This window comes from Dyadobacter psychrotolerans (genome assembly GCF_004349265.1).
GTDB lineage: Bacteria > Bacteroidota > Bacteroidia > Cytophagales > Spirosomataceae > Dyadobacter > Dyadobacter psychrotolerans.
Genome location: NZ_SMFL01000009.1, coordinates 111,448 through 130,775 on the forward strand (window position 1 = coordinate 111,448; position 19,328 = coordinate 130,775).

General features: G+C 43.0%; 12 protein-coding genes. 5 read left to right on the forward strand and 7 right to left on the reverse strand.

The features are described 5' to 3' along the window. Positions 1–150 precede the first annotated feature (150 nt). From E0F88_RS22145 to E0F88_RS22155, 3 genes are read right to left on the reverse strand one after another with little or no spacing between them, the layout of a single operon-like run. Positions 151–1,029 carry a transglutaminase family protein gene (locus tag E0F88_RS22145; protein WP_131960469.1) on the reverse strand — a complete coding sequence of 293 codons (879 nt, stop codon included), beginning with the start codon at positions 1,027–1,029 and terminating at the stop codon, positions 151–153. Then, positions 1,019–3,556: a circularly permuted type 2 ATP-grasp protein gene (locus tag E0F88_RS22150; RefSeq protein WP_229213872.1), complete on the reverse strand. Its 2,538-nt coding sequence runs from the start codon at positions 3,554–3,556 to the stop codon at positions 1,019–1,021. Before E0F88_RS22150 ends, E0F88_RS22145 begins: the two co-directional genes overlap by 11 nt. A gap of 49 nt (positions 3,557–3,605) precedes the next feature. After that, the gene (locus tag E0F88_RS22155) at positions 3,606–7,034 is read right to left on the reverse strand and encodes a transglutaminase family protein (RefSeq protein WP_131960471.1); all 3,429 of its coding nucleotides are present in this window, start codon (positions 7,032–7,034) and stop codon (positions 3,606–3,608) included. Positions 7,035–7,345: 311 nt separating this feature from the next. Here E0F88_RS22155 and proC point away from each other — a divergent pair, with 311 nt between their 5' ends. From proC to E0F88_RS22175, 4 genes are all read left to right on the forward strand, one after another. Beyond that, entirely contained in the window at positions 7,346–8,149 is an 804-nt protein-coding gene (gene proC / locus E0F88_RS22160) for a pyrroline-5-carboxylate reductase (RefSeq protein ID WP_131960472.1), read from the forward strand. 68 nt (positions 8,150–8,217) lie between these two features. Next, a complete protein-coding gene (locus E0F88_RS22165) occupies positions 8,218–8,484 on the forward strand; it encodes a hypothetical protein (protein ID WP_131960473.1) in 267 nt (88 codons plus the stop codon). Between the two features lie 578 nt (positions 8,485–9,062). Then, a complete protein-coding gene (locus E0F88_RS22170; protein ID WP_131960474.1) occupies positions 9,063–9,266 on the forward strand; it encodes a hypothetical protein in 204 nt (67 codons plus the stop codon). Positions 9,267–10,161: 895 nt separating this feature from the next. Then, positions 10,162–12,714: an adenosylcobalamin-dependent ribonucleoside-diphosphate reductase gene (locus E0F88_RS22175; protein ID WP_131960475.1), complete on the forward strand. Its 2,553-nt coding sequence runs from the start codon at positions 10,162–10,164 to the stop codon at positions 12,712–12,714. Between the two features lie 64 nt (positions 12,715–12,778). Here the strand turns inward: E0F88_RS22175 and E0F88_RS22180 are convergent, their stop codons facing one another. Beyond that, positions 12,779–13,351 carry a Uma2 family endonuclease gene (locus E0F88_RS22180; protein ID WP_131960476.1) on the reverse strand — a complete coding sequence of 191 codons (573 nt, stop codon included), beginning with the start codon at positions 13,349–13,351 and terminating at the stop codon, positions 12,779–12,781. Between the two features lie 42 nt (positions 13,352–13,393). After that, entirely contained in the window at positions 13,394–14,749 is a 1,356-nt protein-coding gene (gene purB / locus E0F88_RS22185; protein ID WP_131960477.1) for an adenylosuccinate lyase, read from the reverse strand. Positions 14,750–14,908: 159 nt separating this feature from the next. Between purB and E0F88_RS22190 the strand changes: the two genes are divergently transcribed. Next, positions 14,909–15,649, forward strand: a complete 741-nt coding sequence (locus tag E0F88_RS22190) for an MIP/aquaporin family protein (protein WP_131960478.1) — start codon at positions 14,909–14,911, stop codon at positions 15,647–15,649. An 11-nt stretch (positions 15,650–15,660) separates the two neighbouring features. On the opposite strand, the gene E0F88_RS22195 is transcribed toward E0F88_RS22190, so the two are convergent. Both E0F88_RS22195 and E0F88_RS22200 read right to left on the reverse strand, forming a co-directional pair. Beyond that, positions 15,661–17,835: an FN3 associated domain-containing protein gene (locus E0F88_RS22195; RefSeq protein WP_131960479.1), complete on the reverse strand. Its 2,175-nt coding sequence runs from the start codon at positions 17,833–17,835 to the stop codon at positions 15,661–15,663. Next, entirely contained in the window at positions 17,835–19,292 is a 1,458-nt protein-coding gene (locus E0F88_RS22200; protein ID WP_131960480.1) for a DUF1501 domain-containing protein, read from the reverse strand. Before E0F88_RS22200 ends, E0F88_RS22195 begins: the two co-directional genes overlap by 1 nt. Positions 19,293–19,328 lie beyond the last annotated feature (36 nt).

A 19,328-nucleotide genomic window follows, 5' to 3' on the forward strand; every position in this document is an offset into this window, starting at 1 on the left:
AGGATAAACTATTTTGAACGGCCACATCAAACTAAGGTTCTGTATACTGGTTTCAAAAAGATCAGTAAAATTAGAGAATCAAGGTCAATTCTCAAATTCTTTCAAACAACCATTCTGTTAAATCTTGAGGAGATTTAAGGCTTTTACCAATTATAACAGCGGAATTACATCAACCTCCACTTTAAGTGCATGTTTTCCGTAACTGAATATAATTCCTTTCAAAGGAGGCACGTCGCTGTAATCCCGCCCCCAGGCTGTGATAATATGCCGTTCTCCGGGAACAACATTATTGGTCGGATCGAAATCGCACCAGCCATAATCCGGTATAAAAACGGATATCCAGGCATGAGAAGCATCGGATCCCTGCATTTTTTGCTTACCGGGAGGAGGCAGCGTTTCCAGATAACCGCTTACATAACGAGCCGCAAACCCGAATCCGCGGATGCAGGCGATAGCCAAATGTGAAAAATCCTGACAAACTCCCTTTTTTGCAGCCAGAACTTCTTTAATCGGCGTATTGATCGTCGAAAAGTCAGGAACAAAATCAAATTCCGTAAAAATTTTGGTACATAAGGCCTGCACACAGCTGTAAAGCGGACGATCATCCTTAAAACAGTCTTTGGCAAAATCACAAATTTCCTGATCCCATTTAACAAGCGGACTGGGAAGGATATATTCCAGCAACGATATTTTCAGTGCACGCTCCTCTTTAAAACGAAATCTCGCCTCCTCGCAGGTTATGTAAGATTTTGTTAAAGGATCTCCTGTTGTCTCAGTAAGGCACTCCACAACGCTGGTTGTCAGTACCGTGAGCGTTTTATGCGGAGAATGCAGGGAAAAATAATGCGTTGTATTTCCGTAAAAATCAACTCTTTCCACAATTTGTGACGGCTCAGGCGAAACGGTAATCGTAAAATCCTGGCAAAGCTGTTTAGGCAAAGTCCTGGGCGTAAGACAAACAAGGCTATGGTAGTTATTTACCGGCTCTGCATATTTATACTCCGTTTTGTGGGTCAGTTTATATTTCATCCTTATCGTTGTCAACAGGATTAAAAAAGGAGTGCTGCATCATGGTATGGCTGAAATACATGTTGGTCAGACTAAACGATACTGACGAAATCAATCTGGAAATTTCTGACAAAAGATGAAAAAGATCTATCCGTTCCAAATTTTTATCACATTTGCTTAATGCGGAAATACTCGCCAGTTTAACCAGAGTCGATGCTTCTAAAACAGATTTTTGAGCGTCATTTAACCTTTCCCCGCGTGTTGTGGAGGGCAATTTTCCCAGATTCTTTTTGAGTTCATCGAGCATATACACAATCGAGAACGGCAATCTTTTTTCCAGCAATACCATATCAAGCATCGCTTCCACACTTAATTGAGATTTATAGATCTGACGATAATTAACCAGTAAATGGTGGTTGATCAAGGTTGCTTCGATCAATTCATTTTCAACACTTTCAGCATTTTTTACACCAAAATTTGATTGTATTACACTAACTCTGGATAAAATGCGCTCAATTAGTTTGCCTGTTTCCAGCAGAAGAAAACTATTATCCCTTGGCATGCTTTCGGATATTACACCGAGAAACATAAACATGTTGTTGTAAAGTCCGTCCAGCGTTTTTTGAATATTGTTGCTGTTCATCGACGACGCATTTTTGATCTCATGATAACCTTTATCAATATGATCGACAATACGCCAGATTTCCAGATCCCACTGGTTCCGTACCGCACTGACAGAATTCAGGAACGCGCCAATATTTGCAGCAATTGTTCCGGGCCTGTTGTGGTTTGACACCAGATCTATAATTTCGGGATACGGATCCAGAAGCAAATCGTCCTCATCGATAAAACCGGGATAGGTTGAAGACAAATGTGTCAGCGATTGAAGCAGGAATTTGATGTGTTCCTGTTTCGCTGAACCACCAAAGTTTCTATCCAGATTCAGTACGTTGATTGTGATATTCATAAATTTGATCACAGCCATGGTACGCTCACAATAACGCCCTACCCAGAAAAGATTCTCCGCACTGCGGCTAGGGAGGGAAATATGCCGGTTTACAGAAGCAGGTGCATTCAATACGATTTTCTCCTGCGCCACATCCGTTTTATCGGAAACGATCCAGGTGTCTTTCGACAATCCACCATACTGATTTGAAATAACAAACCGGTCTTTAACAGGAGAACTTCGCGTAAGTCCGCCCTGCATCACGTGATAGCCATTTTCATCAGCCACCAGAAAAGCCCGCAGCGCTGCGTATCGGGGCACAATGTTTCCGTCAATAAGTGACGGAGTCGTAGAAAGGCTGACTTCCTGTTGTGCAATATATTCATGCGGATGAGCGCTGATCATGGCGATCAGTTCAGCCTTCTTACTTTTTGTAAGCAGCCTTCCATAAATAGACCTGAAACGGGATTTTCGGTTTGCCTTTTTTATGATCAGTTCATCGATATGATTTACTACATAATTCAACTCCTTTTTATGTCCGCACCACCAGGTTGCAACAGAAGGCATGATGAGCTTTTCACCAAGAAAATACTGACAGATATTTTCCATGAAAGCCAAAAAAGCATGGTTTTCCAGAACGCTGCTGCCGGGAGGATTCAACACCTGTACATTCCCCATACGAATCGCCTGGAGCAAACCCGGCACACCAAGCCGCGAGTCTTCCCGAAGTTCAAGCGGATCGCACCAGTCGTCGTCGATTCTCCGAATAATGACGTCTACCTTTTGTAAACCATCAATCGATTTCAACCAGACAAATCCGTTTCGAACCATCAGGTCATCCCCCTGTGCCAAAGTATAACCCAGATAAGAAGCAAGATAAGCATGCTCAAAATAGGCTTCGTTATTAGGCCCGGGTGTCAGGTAAACAATGTTGGGTGCATCCTTACTTTTATCTGATAACCTTAAAACGGTGTTTTGAAGACTGTTGAAAAAAGGAGAAAGTTTACTGACATACATCCCATCAGCAAGTTCCGGAATGAGCTTACTCATTACAATACGGTTTTCAAGACAATAACCCGAACCCGAAGGTGCTTGTGTACGTCTGTCCAAAATCCACATCTGCCCGTCCGGGCCCCTGGCCATATCTGCGGCATACAACATGAGCTGCCGGCTCGCAGGAAGTTTAATATCGACACAGGGCCTACAGAAGCCAGTGTTATCAAAAACAAGTTCAGCAGGGATTACAGCATCTTTTACCAGATTACGCGGGCCGTAAATATCCCGGAGGATCAGATCAAGCAATAAAGCTCTTTGCTGTAAGCCTTTTGCAATCCCGTTCCATTCTTTTTGCTCAATAAGAAACGGAATCGGATCCAGCTGCCAGGGACGGTTCATCCCATCCGGACTTTCATAAACATTGTAGGTAACCCCGTTTTCACGAAGCTTACTTATAATTTCCTGGTTCCTGATTTTCAGCTCATCGAGGCCAAGCTTTTCCATCGTAGAAAAAAGCGCCCGCCAATGCGGCTTCACGAGACCGTTTACATCCAGAATTTCATCATAAGAATCAATTCCACTTTGATAAGATTGTAAAAGATTCACGGAAGCCTCAGTAAGCATAATCTATAAAATGTATTAAACGTCGGGTCAATTAGTTTTTTGCATGCCAGAATTTCCTCAAATCCAGCGTATTCGGATATTCAGGATTGATCAGCTCTATCGGCGCATCTGCCTTCATTTCCTTTTTCGTTTCAGCAACAAAACGGGAAACACTTCCTGTGTTTTTTTCCAAAATCGGCACTTCCTGTTTTGCAGAAGGTGTATGTCCAAATCCCTGGAACAAACTGATCCGACGCGATTCTGCTTCGAAACTATTAACCGGATAAGTATCAAAACTACGTCCTCCGGGATGCGAAACGAAATAGGTACAGCCCCCCAGGATACGATTGTTCCAGGTATCGACGATATCAAAAACGAGAGGCGCATCAGCCCCGATTGTCGGGTGTAAAGCAGACGGCGGGTTCCAGGCCTTGTAACGAATTCCTGAAACATATTCTCCTTTAATTCCGGAACTGCGTAAAGGAACACGGCATCCGTTACAAACCAGAATATGCCTTCCTTCCACAAAACCACTGATTTTAACCTGCAATCTTTCCAGGGAAGAATCTACAAAACGGGCTGTTCCTGAATTAGATAACTCCTCTCCCAACACGTGCCAAGGCTCAATTCCTAATCTCAGGTCCAGCTGGATATTGTCAACTGTAATACCTCCGTAATGCGGAAAGCGGAATTCAAAGAAAGGATCAAACCATGAAATGTCAAAGTTATAGCCCGAATCTTTAAGGTCATTTACAACATCCACCATGTCCAGATAGGCGAAATGCGGAAGCAGGAAACGGTCATGCAATTCTGTTCCCCAGCGGATCAGTTTATGCTTGTAAGGTTCTTTCCAGAATTTGGCAATCAGGGCACGAACGAGTAAGGTTTGCACCAGGTTCATGTGTTTATGCGGCGGCATGTCAAAGGCCCTGAATTCCAGAATTCCAAGCTGGCCTGTTGCCGAATCAGGCGAGTACAGCTTGTCCATACAAAACTCTGAACGGTGCGTATTTCCGGTGATATCAACCAAAAGATTCCTAAAAATCCTGTCGACCATCCAGAAAGGAACTTCCTTATCTTCCGGTATTTGTTCAAAAGCAAGTTCAACTTCGTACAATCGTTCGTCACGACCTTCATCGATACGCGGAGCCTGACTAGTTGGGCCGATAAACGGACCCGCAAACAAATAACTCAGCGCCGGATGATGCTGCCAGTAGGTAAGCAAACTTCGCAACAAATCGGGACGGCGAAGAATCGGACTATCTGCCGGTGTTGCACCGCCGATTGTTACGTGGTTTCCTCCTCCTGTGCCTGTATGACGGCCATCAACCATAAATTTATCTGTACCCAACCTTGAAAAGAAAGCCTCTTCATATAAAGCACTGATGTTATCCACCAGTTCCTGCCAGGTTTTAGCAGGATGTATATTTACTTCAATTACCCCCGGATCAGGCGTTACAATCAGTTTCTGAACACGGCTGTCGGATGGAGCGGCATAACCTTCAATACGAACAGGCATCTGTAATTTTTCTGCCGTTGCTTCAATCGAAGCCATCAGATCGAGATAATGTTCAAGATAATCCGTTGGCGGCAGGTAAACATAAATAATACCGTCGCGCTCTTCAACACACAATGCCGTTTTGATAATCGGAACTTCAAAAAGCAGAGGATCTTCCTGTTCTTTTTCCTTTTTAACTTTTTTGTCGTCATCCTCTTCGTCAACCTCAACATTTAGCGGAGGCTGATATGCCGGTGCAACCGAACCATAACGGGTTTCAACCAGCGGACGGCAATCGATCAGTGCTGGCAAATCTTCAAACGGGCTTCGTTCAATTGGAAGTTCTCTTCTCTCTTTTGCAATTTCAGGAAGTGATTTTAAGGGCAAACGGAAACCAATCGCTGAATTTCCCGGAATCAGGAAACAATTGTTGCGACGGAACTGCCAGGCGCTGCTTGACCAGTGTTTTCCACTTTCATTCCACTTAACCGGCAATACAAAACCGGCAGGATTGTTTAACCCTTTTTCCAGCAACTTTGCCAGTGTCCTTCTTTCAATCGAATCTTTAAGATTTACTTTTAAAGGATCGATATTAACCGGCAATTTCCCCTCCTCCATCGCCCAGTAAATGGGATCTTCGTAGGCCGGTGTAATGTTATTGATATCAATTCCCAGATATTTTGTCAGCTCCGTTGCAAACTGTTCTGCTTCTCTGAATGTGTATTTTGTCTGTCCTTCCTTGGTTACCAAATCGTCATTTTTCCACATTGGAACGCCGTCATTTCTCCAGTAAAGGGCATACTGCCAACGCGGGAATGGTTCACCGGGATACCATTTGCCCTGTCCGAAATGCAAAAGTCCGCCGTAAGCAAAACGATTTTTCAACCGGAGTGCCAGATCGTAGGCAAGCTCCCTTTTCAGTTTACCATCGGCTGCGGTATTCCATTCGGGAGACTCAAAATCGTCGATGGATATAAAAGTTGGTTCACCGCCCATGGTTAAACGGACATCACCTTCCTGCAGATCCTTCTCCACATCATGCCCTACCTGCATGATTTTACCCCATTGTTCTTCGGTATAAGGTTTAGTAACACGCGGATCTTCGTGGATACGAAAAACGCTGTTGTCAAACTCAAAAGTTACTTCGCAAACATCTGTGGCACCCGAAACCGGAGCCGCACTCGCATAATCGGGCGTACAACATAACGGAATATGTCCTTCACCCGCCAAAAGTCCGGATGTAGCGTCCAGACCAATCCATCCTGCACCAGGTACATAAGCCTCTGCCCAGGCATGCAAATCCGTAAAATCTTCTTCCGGACCGGATGGACCATCCAATGATTTGATATCCGAAGTAAGCTGAACAAGATAACCCGACACAAATCTTGCTGCAATTCCCAAATGCCTTAAAAACTGAACAAGCATCCATGCAGAATCCCGGCAGGAGCCGCTTCTGCTTGTCAGCGTATCTTCGCAAGTCTGCACACCTGCTTCCATGCGGATGTTATAACCGATGGAGTTAAAAACGCGCTGATTTACGTGCACCAGAAAGTCTACTATTTTGATCCCATCCGCAGGCTTATTTTCTTCAATCCATTGCATCAACTTTGGTCCCGATTCTCTTGGCTCAAGATATGGGCCTAGCTCCTTGTTTAAGCCCTGCTCGTATTTAAAGGGAAAATGTTCGGCATATTCCTCAACAAAGAAGTCAAACGGGTTGATTACCTGCAATTTGGCAATTACCTCGACCTCAATGCTCAGTTCTGTTGCTTTTTCAGGGAACACAACCCTTGCCTGGTAGTTACCAAACGGATCCTGCTGCCAGTTTATAAAATGATTTTCCGGGGTGATTTTAAATGAATATCCTTCGATGGCCGTCCGGGAATGTGGAGCAGGCCGCAGTCTGAAAATATGCGGTGAAAGTGAAACACTCCGGTCAAATTTATACTTTGTCTTGTGTGAAATAGCAACTTTTATAGCCATAATTGGAGTATTACAATAATCTTAGATAATTTGGTAACCTGAAATTTTCCTGCGCCTAAAAAAATGTATTATAGTTATTTTTCAAAATATATCCTTACAATAAATAATTATTGCAAAATATTGTTTCCCTGAAATAACTTAAAAATAAGATGACCGCTTTTCAGGAACGAAGGTAACAGGTTATCATTCGAAACATGCGTGTCGTACAATTCATTCCATATTAATTCCTGCAATTCTTCTAATTCTGCTCATTTTTTATTCAAAAGTTACGTAATTCGCCTAAAATCTGAATACCATTTAGATAACCGAAAATGAAAATTGCAATCATCGGCTGCGGCAACATGGGCATGGCTTTCGCCCGCGCATTCCTAAAATTTGATCTTGTTAAAAAAGAAGATTTTCTTCTTGTTGAAAAAAGCGAAGACCGCACCGAAAAACTGAGCAGTTTTCAGCCCGGGGTAATTACCGGAGTAATCAGCCCGCAAATCAGCGAATATGACCTGATCATCCTTTCAGTAAAACCACAGGATTTTCTGTCTGTATCCGAATCGCTGCGTGAGGTGATCACCGAAAAACAGGTCGTGCTCTCTATTATGGCCGGAATTACCATTCAGATTATTCAAAACGCATTAAACCATAAAGCCGTCATACGCGCCATGCCAAATACGCCGGCCATGCTGGGAATGGGCATCACCGCGTATTCTGCCTCTCCGGAAGTGGAAATGAACCAGCTCAGGAAGGTAGAAAATCTGATCAACGCCACCGGACGTTCCGTGTTTTTGGAAGATGAAGAGCAGCTTAATGCCGTTACAGCTCTGAGCGGAAGTGGCCCTGCTTATTTTTTCTATGTTGTAAAAGCGATGATCGAAGCCGGCAAAAAAATGGGTTTTGAAGAATCCGTTGCAGCTCTACTAGTAAAACAAACCATGCTTGGTTCCTTTCACCTGATCAACACAGCAGATAAATCACTGGACGAACTGATTAAAGCCGTTGCCTCAAAAGGCGGAACTACCGAAGCGGCGTTGCGGCAATTTGAAGCTGGTGGTTTGGATGAAACTTTGATGGATGGGATTATTGCGGCGCAGGTTAGGTCCAGGGAGTTGTCGGAGGGGTGAAGATGAAATTTTGAAAAACTGTAAATAATTTAATCGCTCAGTAGATAACAAGAAATACCAAAAGTAAAGTGAAAAAAATATTTACAATATTGTTAACCTCTGCTATCTTGACGAGCAGTGTTGGTGTTGCGAAACTTTCCAATTTTAGCAAAACTTCTGAGACAATTGATTTTGATAAGTTATCTAAGGAATTTAAACTTACAGAAACTCTTTCTTGGACTATGAAAACAAGTAACGAATACTATTTTGAAAAAGAAAACAACGTAGAAGAGGCGACACTCATTGAAATAATTAAAAACGGATTAAGATCATATAATTATTCTATTGCAGTTTAAAATATTAAAAACAAGTGTGTTATTGGAAAGAGAGGAATGGCAGCAAATGAGTGGAGTTCAATAACCGGAGTTTATTATAGAATACAGCCAAACAAAATTCAAGTTTATCTAAACACAAAAATAACACAAGATATAACAGGCGGTTGGCGAGAAAACAGAGCAATGAAAGTTGGACAATTAATAGAACGAAAAATTAATTGATAAGAAATCAACAATATCAGTAGAAACACAAATGATCATTGAAGCAATAATAATAAGCCACCCTAACGCAGCAAACAGCCAGTTTTAACAATCCCAGTTTGCAATACTTATTGGCCTAGATCAACATATTCCCTTGCCACGAAATCACACTGAAAAATTCGTGTATTCGTGGAAAAATACAGAATACCTACCCTTCACCCCAAGTTGGGCATAGTCTCCAGACCGCTCCGGCCCGGTACGTCCAAGAGTCATCGGTCTCTGACCGAATTAGACAAACAAAAGTACCTTTGGAATCCCGGTCGGCGATGCAAGTTGAACGCAGCAAAAAGGCAGTTATTAATGATAACCTAAGTCCACTGCCTGTACCCAATTTCAAAATGAAAAACATCGATAAGCCAAGCCTGGAAAACGCTTACCGTTTGTTCGAAAACGGCGATATCAATAAAATAAAAACCGGAACGACGGAGGGATTACAGGAAACATACAAATATCTGTTCGACGGACTCTATGATTATGCACGAAAAATACGAACACAAAACATCTCAAAAGGCGGATTCCGGTTCACAGTTCGTCGTCCTTAGAGGAACATTTCCTTGCCACGAATACACGAATTTACACGGATAGATTCGTGGTTATTCGTGCATCCGTGGCAAACTTTTGAAGTACCGGATAACACCGATAATCCCGCATAGCGAAACCGAACTGCAAAAGTGGCCTCTTAAAACAAATGAAAACTTTCCTTGCCACGAATACACGAATTTATACGGATAGATTCGTGGTTATTAGTGCATCCGTGGCAAACTTTTGAGGTACCGGATAACACCGATAATCCCGCATAGCGAAACCGAACTGCAAAAGTGGCCTCTTAAAACAAATGAAAACTTTCCTTGCCACGAATACACGAATTTATACGGATAGATTCGTGGTTATTAGTGCATCCGTGGCAAACTTTTGAAGTACCGGATAACACCGATAATCCCGCATAGCGAAACCGAACTGCAAAAGTGGCCTCTTAAAACAAATGAAAACTTTCCTTGCCACGAATACACGGATAGATTCGTGGTTATTAGTGCATCCGTGGCAAACTTTTGAGGTACCGGATAACACCGATAATCCCGCATAGCGAAACCGAACTGCAAAAGTGGCCTCTTAAAACAAATGAAAACTTTCCTTGCCACGAATACACGAATTTATACGGATAGATTCGTGGTTATTAGTGCATCCGTGGCAAACTTTTGAGGCATAGAATATCTCCCGTTCACCCTTAGCTCCTCATTATCATCTTGTTTACAAAAAAATTCTCTTAATAAATATTTTTGTAAACTTTTACCGAAGTATAAAAACTCAATACATTGAAATACAGAAATTTATAAAATATTTTGGGAAACTTTTTCCAAGTTAAACAAATCAGAATTAATAAATTGTTAAATTTGCCCTCTACAATTTAATGAAATTTTCCTGCAACACCACACCGAAATGGAATCCATAAAATCTTCACAAACACAACAAACATACACCAGTGACGAGGCCTATCAGGCTTCGCTTCAATACTTTAAAGGCGATGATCTTGCAGCACGTGTCTGGGTGAATAAATATGCGCTCAAAGATTCTTACGGAGCGATCTACGAAGCGACTCCGGACGACATGCACCGCCGCATCGCGAAGGAGATTGCACGCATCGAAGTTCGCTATCCGAATCCTTTGAGCGAAGATGAAATCTTTGACCTGATCCGGGATTTTAAATACATCATTCCGCAGGGAAGCCCGATGACCGGAATCGGCAATCCGTTTCAGATCGCATCTTTGTCGAACTGTTTTGTAATCGGCAACGGCAGTGAATCGGATTCTTATGGCGGTATCATGAAAATCGATCAGGAACAGGTACAGCTCATGAAACGTCGCGGTGGTGTGGGCCACGACTTGTCACACATTCGTCCAAAAGGTTCGCCGGTTAAAAATTCAGCACTTACGTCCACCGGCATTGTTCCTTTTATGGAACGTTATTCCAATTCCACCCGTGAAGTGGCACAGGATGGCCGCCGCGGTGCGCTGATGCTGTCGGTTGCAATCAAACATCCGGACTCTGAAAACTTTATTGATGCCAAAATGGAATCAGGAAAAGTTACGGGAGCCAATGTTTCTGTCCGGATTGATGACGAATTTATGAGAGCCGTTGAGTCAGGCAGCCTGTATACCCAGCAATACCCGATCAACAGTTCCAATCCTTCCCATCAAAATAGCATTGATGCCAATGCGCTCTGGAAAAAAATTGTTCATAATGCATGGCGTTCTGCTGAGCCGGGAATTTTGTTCTGGGATACTATTATCCGCGAATCTGTGCCGGATTGTTATGCAGACCTTGGCTACGAAACCGTTTCGACAAATCCCTGCGGAGAAATTCCGTTGTGCCCATACGATTCCTGCCGTTTGCTAGCGATCAATTTGTTTTCTTATGTAGAGAATCCATTTACGCCGGAAGCTGCATTCAACTGGACTTTGTTCAAAAAACACATTGCGGCTGCACAAAGAATGATGGATGATATCATTGATCTGGAACTTGAAAAGATTGACGCCATCCTGCAAAAAATTGACGAAGATCCGGAAGGAGAAGAAATCAAACGCACGGAACGTAACTTGTGGCTGAATATACAGACCAAAGCACGTGAAGGCAGAAGAACAGGAATTGGCATCACTGCTGAAGGTGACATGCTGGCTGCTTTGGGCTTGCGTTACGGAAGTGATGAAGGATCTGAATTTGCTGTTGAGATACATAAAACGGTAGCGCTGGAAGCCTATCGCGGTTCGGTTCATACAGCCAAAGAGAGAGGTGCTTTTACCATTTTTGATTCCGAAAGAGAAAAAAATAACCCGTTCATTCTTCGTTTGAAAGAAGCCGATGCACAGCTTTACTACGAAATGCTTGAATACGGAAGAAGGAATATTGCCCTTCTGACCATTGCGCCGACAGGCACTACAAGTTTAATGTCGCAGACGAGCTCTGGTATCGAACCTGTTTTTATGCCGGTTTATAAAAGAAGAAGAAAGGTTAATCCAAATGATAAAGATTCCCGTGTTGATTTCGTGGATGAAGTAGGTGATTCCTGGGAGGAATACATCGTTTTCCACCACCGTTTTAAACAATGGATGGAAATAAACGGATATGATACAAGCGTTAATTATTCGGAAAAAGAGCTGGATGATATCGTTAAAAAATCACCATACTACAAAGCGACTTCCAATGATGTAAATTACCTGAATAAGGTTAAAATGCAGGGAGCGATCCAGAAGTGGGTGGATCATTCGATCAGCGTGACAATCAACATGCCAAATGATGTTACAGAAGAATTGGTTGGCGAGTGTTATATGGAGGCCTGGAAAGCCGGTTGCAAAGGTGTAACAGTTTACCGTGATGGTTCACGTTCAGGCGTATTAATTTCAAATTCGGAGAAAAAAGAGGAGCCGGAAGCAGATTTAAAAACCCCATTTCCGACGATCCGTCCGCAAACGCTGGAAGCAGATGTAGTTCGTTTTCAAAATAAAAAAGATAAATGGATTGCCTTTATCGGACTGATCGATAATCAGCCTTATGAAATCTTCACCGGTTTCGCAGATGACGAAGACGGTATTTTGATTCCAAGATGGGTCAATGAAGGTTTGATCATCAAAAACCGTGAAGCCGACGGAAGCTCACGTTATGATTTTCAATACAAAAATATGCGGGGGTACAAAACAACCATCGAAGGCTTATCCCATAAATTCAACCCGGAGTACTGGAATTACGCAAAACTCATTTCCAGCACATTACGCCACGGAATGCCGATTGAAAAAGTGGTGGATTTGATTAGCAGTTTACAACTGGACGAGTCGATTAATACCTGGAAAAACGGTGTTGCCCGTGCCTTAAAACGTTACGTGCCGGATGGAACGGAAGTAAAAAAGCAGATGTGCCAGAATTGCAGCTCGACGAATTTGATGTATCAGGAAGGTTGCCTGACTTGCAAGGATTGCGGGAGCTCGAAGTGTGGGTGAGCTTAAAGGCTTTAGACTTGCCAAGTTTTGGAAACTTGGCAAGCCTTTGAAACTTGAAAGTCTTTTAAAAAATATCTGAAAGTTTAATCACCAGACCCGGAAGAACTTCTTCCCCCAAAAGATCATCAGAAAACAACTTTACTTCTGGTTCTCGAACCGGGCTAAAAATATATGTTTGCCTCTTTTTAGGATCAACAAGCCAACCTAGTCGAACTCCGTTCACAAGCCATTTTTTCATTTTCTGCTCCAAATCCTCCATTTCATCAGACTCCGACATTAATTCAATAACAAAGTCCGGACAAACATGGGCAAATTTCTTTAAATCTGATAAAGGAATCGTTGCAAGTCTTTCATTAGAAATCCAGGCAACATCAGGGGCTCTCATAGAACTATCAGGAAGTGTATAACCGCCGTTAGAGTCTGATACTCTTCCGAGACGATTTCTCAGATTCCATGAATATATTCTATAGTTTAAATCACTGTTCCTGAAACTGGTTTCTATTCCTGTTGGCGGCATAACTACAATTTGTCCATTTTCATTTCGCTCTACACGCAAGTCGGGATTGGCCCTACAAAACCTATAAAACTCTTCGTCTGAAAAAGTGTCTATCTGTGGAATGTTAATAGCTAGTCTCATAATGTAATCCTCTTTTTACAAAAATAGCAGCTTCAAATAAGATCAATGCGTATCCTCAACAACCCCAATATAATTAAACGGAGTCAATCCACGCAGTTCTTCGCGAATTTTTTCTGAAACGTCAAGGGTTTCTACAAAACGGGAAATGGACTCATGGGAGATCTTCTCGTTGGTACGGGTAAGTTCTTTCAGTGCTTCGTAAGGTTTTGGATATCCTTCGCGGCGCAGAATTGTTTGTATCGCTTCCGACACAACGGCCCAGTTATCTTCGAGTTCAGCTTTCAGAATTTCGCCGTTCAACTCCACTTTCCCCAATCCTTTGATAAGCGAATTCAGCGCAATACATTGATGTGCCAATGGAACCCCAATGTTACGAAGTACAGTTGAATCGGTAAGATCGCGCTGCATACGGGAGATCGGAAGTTTTGCTGCGAAGTGCTCGAACAATGCCGAAGCAAGTCCAAGATTACCTTCTGAGTTTTCAAAGTCAATCGGATTCACCTTGTGCGGCATGGCTGATGAACCGATTTCTCCTGCTTTTATTTTCTGTTTGAAATAACCCATCGAAATATATGTCCACATATCGCGGTTCAAATCTGTCAGGATTGTATTCAGGCGTTTCAAACAGTCAAACGTAGCAGCCAGGTTGTCGTAATGTTCGATTTGCGTGGTGTGCTTACTTCTTTTCAAGCCCAAACCTTCCACAAAATGGTTAGCAAAAGCCATCCAGTCCTGCTTCGGGTATGCTACATGGTGCGCATTAAAATTACCCGTTGCTCCACCAAATTTCGCAGAATTAGGTATTTTATCAAGCATTTCCAGTTGTCTTTCCAGTCTTTCAACAAAAACCAGAAACTCCTTTCCTACGCGTGTAGGCGAAGCAGGCTGTCCGTGTGTGAATGCAAGCATCGGCACATTTCTCCATTCGATAGACATTCTTTTTAAAACAAAAAGAACCTGACGGAACAACGGCTTGATCTGGCGTTCCAGTGCATCCTTTAAAGAAAGCGGAATGGCCGTATTGTTGATATCCTGAGAAGTCAACCCAAAATGGATGAATTCCTGATAAGCTTCAATTTCAAGTTTTACGAACTGCTCTTTGATAAAATATTCAACAGCCTTTACGTCGTGATTGGTTGTCTTTTCGATGTCCTTAATATTCAGCGCATCCTGTTCCGAAAAGTCTTCGTAGATTTTACGCAGAGAAGCATATTTCTTCTTATCAAATTCAGCTAACTGCGGAAGAGGAATTTCGCACAGTGCGATAAAGTATTCGATTTCAACATAAACGCGATAATAGATTAAAGCGTACTCAGAAAAATAAGCAGAAAGCTCAGAAACTTGCTTGTAGTAACGGCCGTCTACCGGTGAAATAGCCGTAAGTTGATTTAATGACATGATTTTCAATGCAGAAAAATAGATTATCACGCAAAGTTAAGGGAATTCGGCGTCGAAAACTGGTAAATCCGGCATGAAATATTCTTTTTGGTATTCGCAACAGATATTTTAAAACTATTCGCATATTCGCCTGTCAAACCTGAACGCAATAAATAACATATGCAGCAATCCCCATTTCTCGGAGAATTAGTTGGCACCATGGTTCTTATCCTGTTAGGAAACGGAGTAGTAGCCAATGTTGTCCTCAAAAAAACAAAAGGTGAAAACAGCGGCTGGATCGTCATTACCGCCGGATGGGGATTTGCGGTGATGATCGGAATATTTACAGCCAATGCATTTGGCAGCGCAGCTGCGCATCTAAATCCTGCCGTGACAATTGCTTTTGCTGTTTTGAGAAACGACTACGCGTCTGTCCCTTCATATCTCCTGGCACAGTTGATCGGCGCTTTTTTAGGCTCTGTTTTGGTTTGGCTGCAATATTTCCCGCATTGGAAAGCCACGGAAGATCCGGGATCCAAACTGGCCTGTTTTGCTACCGGTCCTGCAATCCGTTCTTATGGATATAATTTTCTGAGTGAGTTTATCGCTACAATTTTACTGATTGTAGGTGTCGTAGCCATTGGTTACGCCGGAACTGCCGATCCTGATAAAGGTGGTATACCTTCGGGTTTAACTCCGTATTTGGTTGGCATGCTGGTCTGGAGTTTAGGTTTGTCTTTGGGCGGCACTACCGGTTATGGCATCAACCCTGTCCGCGATTTGGGACCACGGCTGGCGCACATGTTACTGCCTATTCCGGGAAAAGGCACTTCGGACTGGTCCTACGGCTGGATTCCTGTTTTAGGGCCGATCCTGGGAGCGATTGTCGGTGGATTGATATTGAGGTCGTTTTCTTTTTGAAGAATACTTTTTCAATTCACAAAAACCTCATCCACAAAAACCCAGGCTTTCTCTCCCTTTCCCGGATGCCACAAAGGAAGCTTTGCCAGCGGCTTGGCAATGAGCTTGATACAGCTTAATTCCTGCAATGCAAAATCAGCTTCCAGAGAAAGATTTTCAACATTACCGGTTGTCTGAACCGGCATTTCAGGAGTCAGGACTTTCAGTAATTTCAAATTTTTCTCATCTTTTCCACCCCAAACCTCCACACGTACAGGAGGAAAAATAAAACCGCCCACATTTCGAAGCATACTCAATGTGACATTGTGTGCTTTTACCGGTTTTTTAAACAGCAGATAGGCCTGAAAATCATTTTCCCTATATCCCAGCCATTTGCCGCTGGAAGGAGAATTATCACTTTTAACTCCGTTGGCGATCGTAATATCACGCTGTGCCGGATACTTTACGTCAGGAGGTGTGATAAGTCTGACGCTGTCGATGTGGTAAGTGGACCTGAAAAAGTATTTATCCACACCTTTACTGCCATACCAGCCATTTTTAAATGCCTTCGCTTTCAGCTTGGTATTTTTATCGATTGTAACCGGCTTACTGTAAACCAGTGAATGAACACTGTCCGGGTCCGATCCGTCAACCGTGTAGCGGATAGTCGTTCCCGGAATCTGGTGTTTCAAACGAATTGCAGTATTTCCTGAAATGATCTGATCCTCGTTTTCAATAATCGGAGGATTTAATGCAAGTTTAATAGTGTCGCTCCGGTAACCGGTTTCATAACTGACCTTTTTCTCCTTTTTCAAAAGCGCAAATTCCTCTGTTGACAAACCGGTGCTCCAGACATAAACTCTTTTCAAAGAAGGAATTTCTTTCAGTTTTTTTACCTGAGTAATCCTCACTGATGTTCCGCTTATGGATAATTCCCTTAGTTTAGCAAGCTTTTGTAGCTCACCTAATGTTTCACCCTTAATATCTGTAAAATTCAAAATAAGCTTTCGAAGCTCCGGAAACCGGGCAATTATTTTTAAATCTTCATCTTTGACCGGCATTTTACTTAAATCCATAGAAACGATCTGTTCCTTCAAAGCAAGAAGATCCTCTATGTCCTTGCTTTTAAAATTTGTCCGGTTATAAAAATTCACAAACAACGCCGGTGATTCAGCAGACAGACTTTTTATGAGCCTGTAAGTTGTATTCAGTTCTTTTACTTTATCAGCATCCGCAGCATCGAAATCATATTGTTCTTCCGTTCTTCCACCGCCCAAAACATTCTGTGCATAGGCATAAACGGGACTTTGCTCAGAAAGCGAACTGACCATTTGATCAAAATCAGAACCCATTTTAATCCACTCTGCCAACAATACGACTTCCTCGTCCGTAAGCTGTGCTTTGCCTCTCGGAGACATGTGTTTTTTATCGTCAAGAGGTAAATGAATGCGGTTTAAAAGCAATCCCAGGTCAGCGCGGGTTGTATCCCAAAGTGCACCGCTTTTACCGCCTTTGACCAGCAGTTCTATGGTTTGCATTTGCAAGCCGCCTTTCGATTTTTCTGCATTATGACAGGCGTAGCATTTTTGCTGCAATACAGGCTGCACCAGATCTGCGTAAATTTTAGCTTCTTCAAGCGGGATCTTATTTTCTTCTGTGCTTAAATCTGCAACCGGAGAAATCAGGAAATCTTCTCCATGTGTCAGGTTCCCGCCTAAATGTCCTCCGATTGTGAGTAACAATAAAAAACCGGCAGCAAAAAACTTGGATGATAATTTCCAGGGAGTGAGATAAGTTCTGAAACCATACCAGGCGATACTTCCAACGGATATTGCAACACCCATCCATTTGTGCCAAAACAGTGTATTACTTTCGTAGCCATCCTCTTTGGACAAAATGAATCCCGAAAAAGCGGCGACAACGGCTGTAAATGTTCCAATTAAAAGCAGCAGATCAGATAAGTTCGAATTCCATCTGACAGAATCAGGCTTATCGACAATCAAAACCCAGAATGCATAAAGCATCAGTACAACAAGCGGAAAATGCAGTACCAAAGGATGCATGCGGCCAATTGCCTGCATCCAATAAGGAACACTGAACCTGCTTTCGAATAGCAGGAGAAATAGGAGTAAACCGTTAAGAAAAAAAGCAATGTTGTAAAACAGGCCTTTCCAGTTATTTTGGGAGGGTTTAGAAGAAGAATCCATTAAGCGATAATACCATTTACCAGTTTGCCGGCTACGTCTGTAAGCCGGTAACGACGTCCCTGATGCTTGAATACGAGTTTCTCATGGTCAAGCCCCAATTGATTCAGTATCGTGGCGTGAAAGTCGTGAACATGGACGGGATCCTTTACGATGTTATATCCAAATTCATCCGTTTCTCCATACACGACCCCGGGTTTGATACCGCCGCCTGCCATCCAAACTGTGAACGCACGCGGATGGTGATCACGACCATAATTATCTTTCGTTAAAGTACCCTGGCAATAGTTTGTCCTGCCAAACTCTCCTCCCCAGATCACCAGTGTTTCATCCAGCAAGCCACGTTGTTTAAGATCTGTGATCAAAGCAGCAGAAGCCTGATCTACATCCATACACTGCCCTTTTATTTCATTTGGCAAACCTCCGTGGCTATCCCATCCCTGATGGTAAAGCTGAATAAACCTGACTCCCTGCTCTGATAATTTTCTTGCCAAAAGACAGTTTGCTGCGTAGGTTCCGGGCACCAGACATTCGGGGCCATACATTTTCACGATGGATTCCGGCTCTTTACTCATGTCGGTTATTTCCGGGACGGCCGTTTGCATCCGGAAAGCCATTTCATATTGCTGTACTTTGGCTGTGATTTCCGGATCTCCAAAATCCTCATAGGTCCCCTGGTTAAGTTCCGAAAGCTTGTCGAGCATATTCCGTCGCTGGCTGCGGTCCATGCCTTCCGGATCATTTAGATACAAAACCGGATTTTCGCCGCTGCTAAACTGTACACCCTGATGAACGGAATCCAAAAATCCATTTGTCCACAATTTAGAGTATACACCCTGCCCGTTCCCCTTGCCCCTCGACAACAACACGCAAAATCCGGGAAGATTCTGATTTTCACTTCCCAGGCCATAACTTAGCCAGGAACCCATACTTGGACGGTTACCGACCTGCGCTCCGGTTTGAAAAAACGTCAGTGCAGGGTCATGGTTGATTGCTTCGGTATTCAGGGTTTTGATGATACACAGATCGTCCGCAATGCTTGCCATGTGCGGGAGCAGCTCACTCATCCAGGCACCCGACTTTCCATGCTGTTTAAAATTAAAAACCGATCCTGCCAAGGGAAACTTGGCTTGGTTAGCCGTCATGCCCGTTAAGCGCTGTCCGCCGCGAATAGACTCCGGTAAATCTTCGCCATGCATTTTATTCAGCATCGGTTTATAATCAAAAAGATCAAGTTGTGAAGGGGCACCATTTTGAAACAGATAAATGACGCGTTTAGCCTTTGGAGCAAAATGAGGCAGACCCGCCACGAGATCGTTCATGTCACTTTCGCCGCTTCCCTTAAAAATATCAGGTATCAGCAAAGAACCCAATGCCGCACTACCAAGGCCAAGACTAAGTTTGGACAAAAAATGCCTGCGGGTCGTATTTATTCCAAAATCAAAAACCTGTTTTTCCATGGGTAATTTGTTTAACCGCAATGGGCGCAATTGGTT

Bases quoted from the DNA above. Each gene is read 5' to 3' on its own strand.
- E0F88_RS22145 (WP_131960469.1), bottom strand. From the start codon at position 1,029: ATGAAATATAAACTGACCCACAAAACGGAGTATAAATATGCAGAGCCG.
- E0F88_RS22200 (WP_131960480.1), bottom strand. From the start codon at position 19,292: ATGGAAAAACAGGTTTTTGATTTTGGAATAAATACGACCCGCAGGCAT.
- E0F88_RS22180 (WP_131960476.1), bottom strand. From the start codon at position 13,351: ATGAGACTAGCTATTAACATTCCACAGATAGACACTTTTTCAGACGAA.
- E0F88_RS22170 (WP_131960474.1), top strand. From the start codon at position 9,063: ATGAAAAACATCGATAAGCCAAGCCTGGAAAACGCTTACCGTTTGTTC.
- purB (WP_131960477.1), bottom strand. From the start codon at position 14,749: ATGTCATTAAATCAACTTACGGCTATTTCACCGGTAGACGGCCGTTAC.
- E0F88_RS22175 (WP_131960475.1), top strand. From the start codon at position 10,162: ATGGAATCCATAAAATCTTCACAAACACAACAAACATACACCAGTGAC.
- E0F88_RS22195 (WP_131960479.1), bottom strand. From the start codon at position 17,835: ATGGATTCTTCTTCTAAACCCTCCCAAAATAACTGGAAAGGCCTGTTT.
- E0F88_RS22155 (WP_131960471.1), bottom strand. From the start codon at position 7,034: ATGGCTATAAAAGTTGCTATTTCACACAAGACAAAGTATAAATTTGAC.
- proC (WP_131960472.1), top strand. From the start codon at position 7,346: ATGAAAATTGCAATCATCGGCTGCGGCAACATGGGCATGGCTTTCGCC.
- E0F88_RS22190 (WP_131960478.1), top strand. From the start codon at position 14,909: ATGCAGCAATCCCCATTTCTCGGAGAATTAGTTGGCACCATGGTTCTT.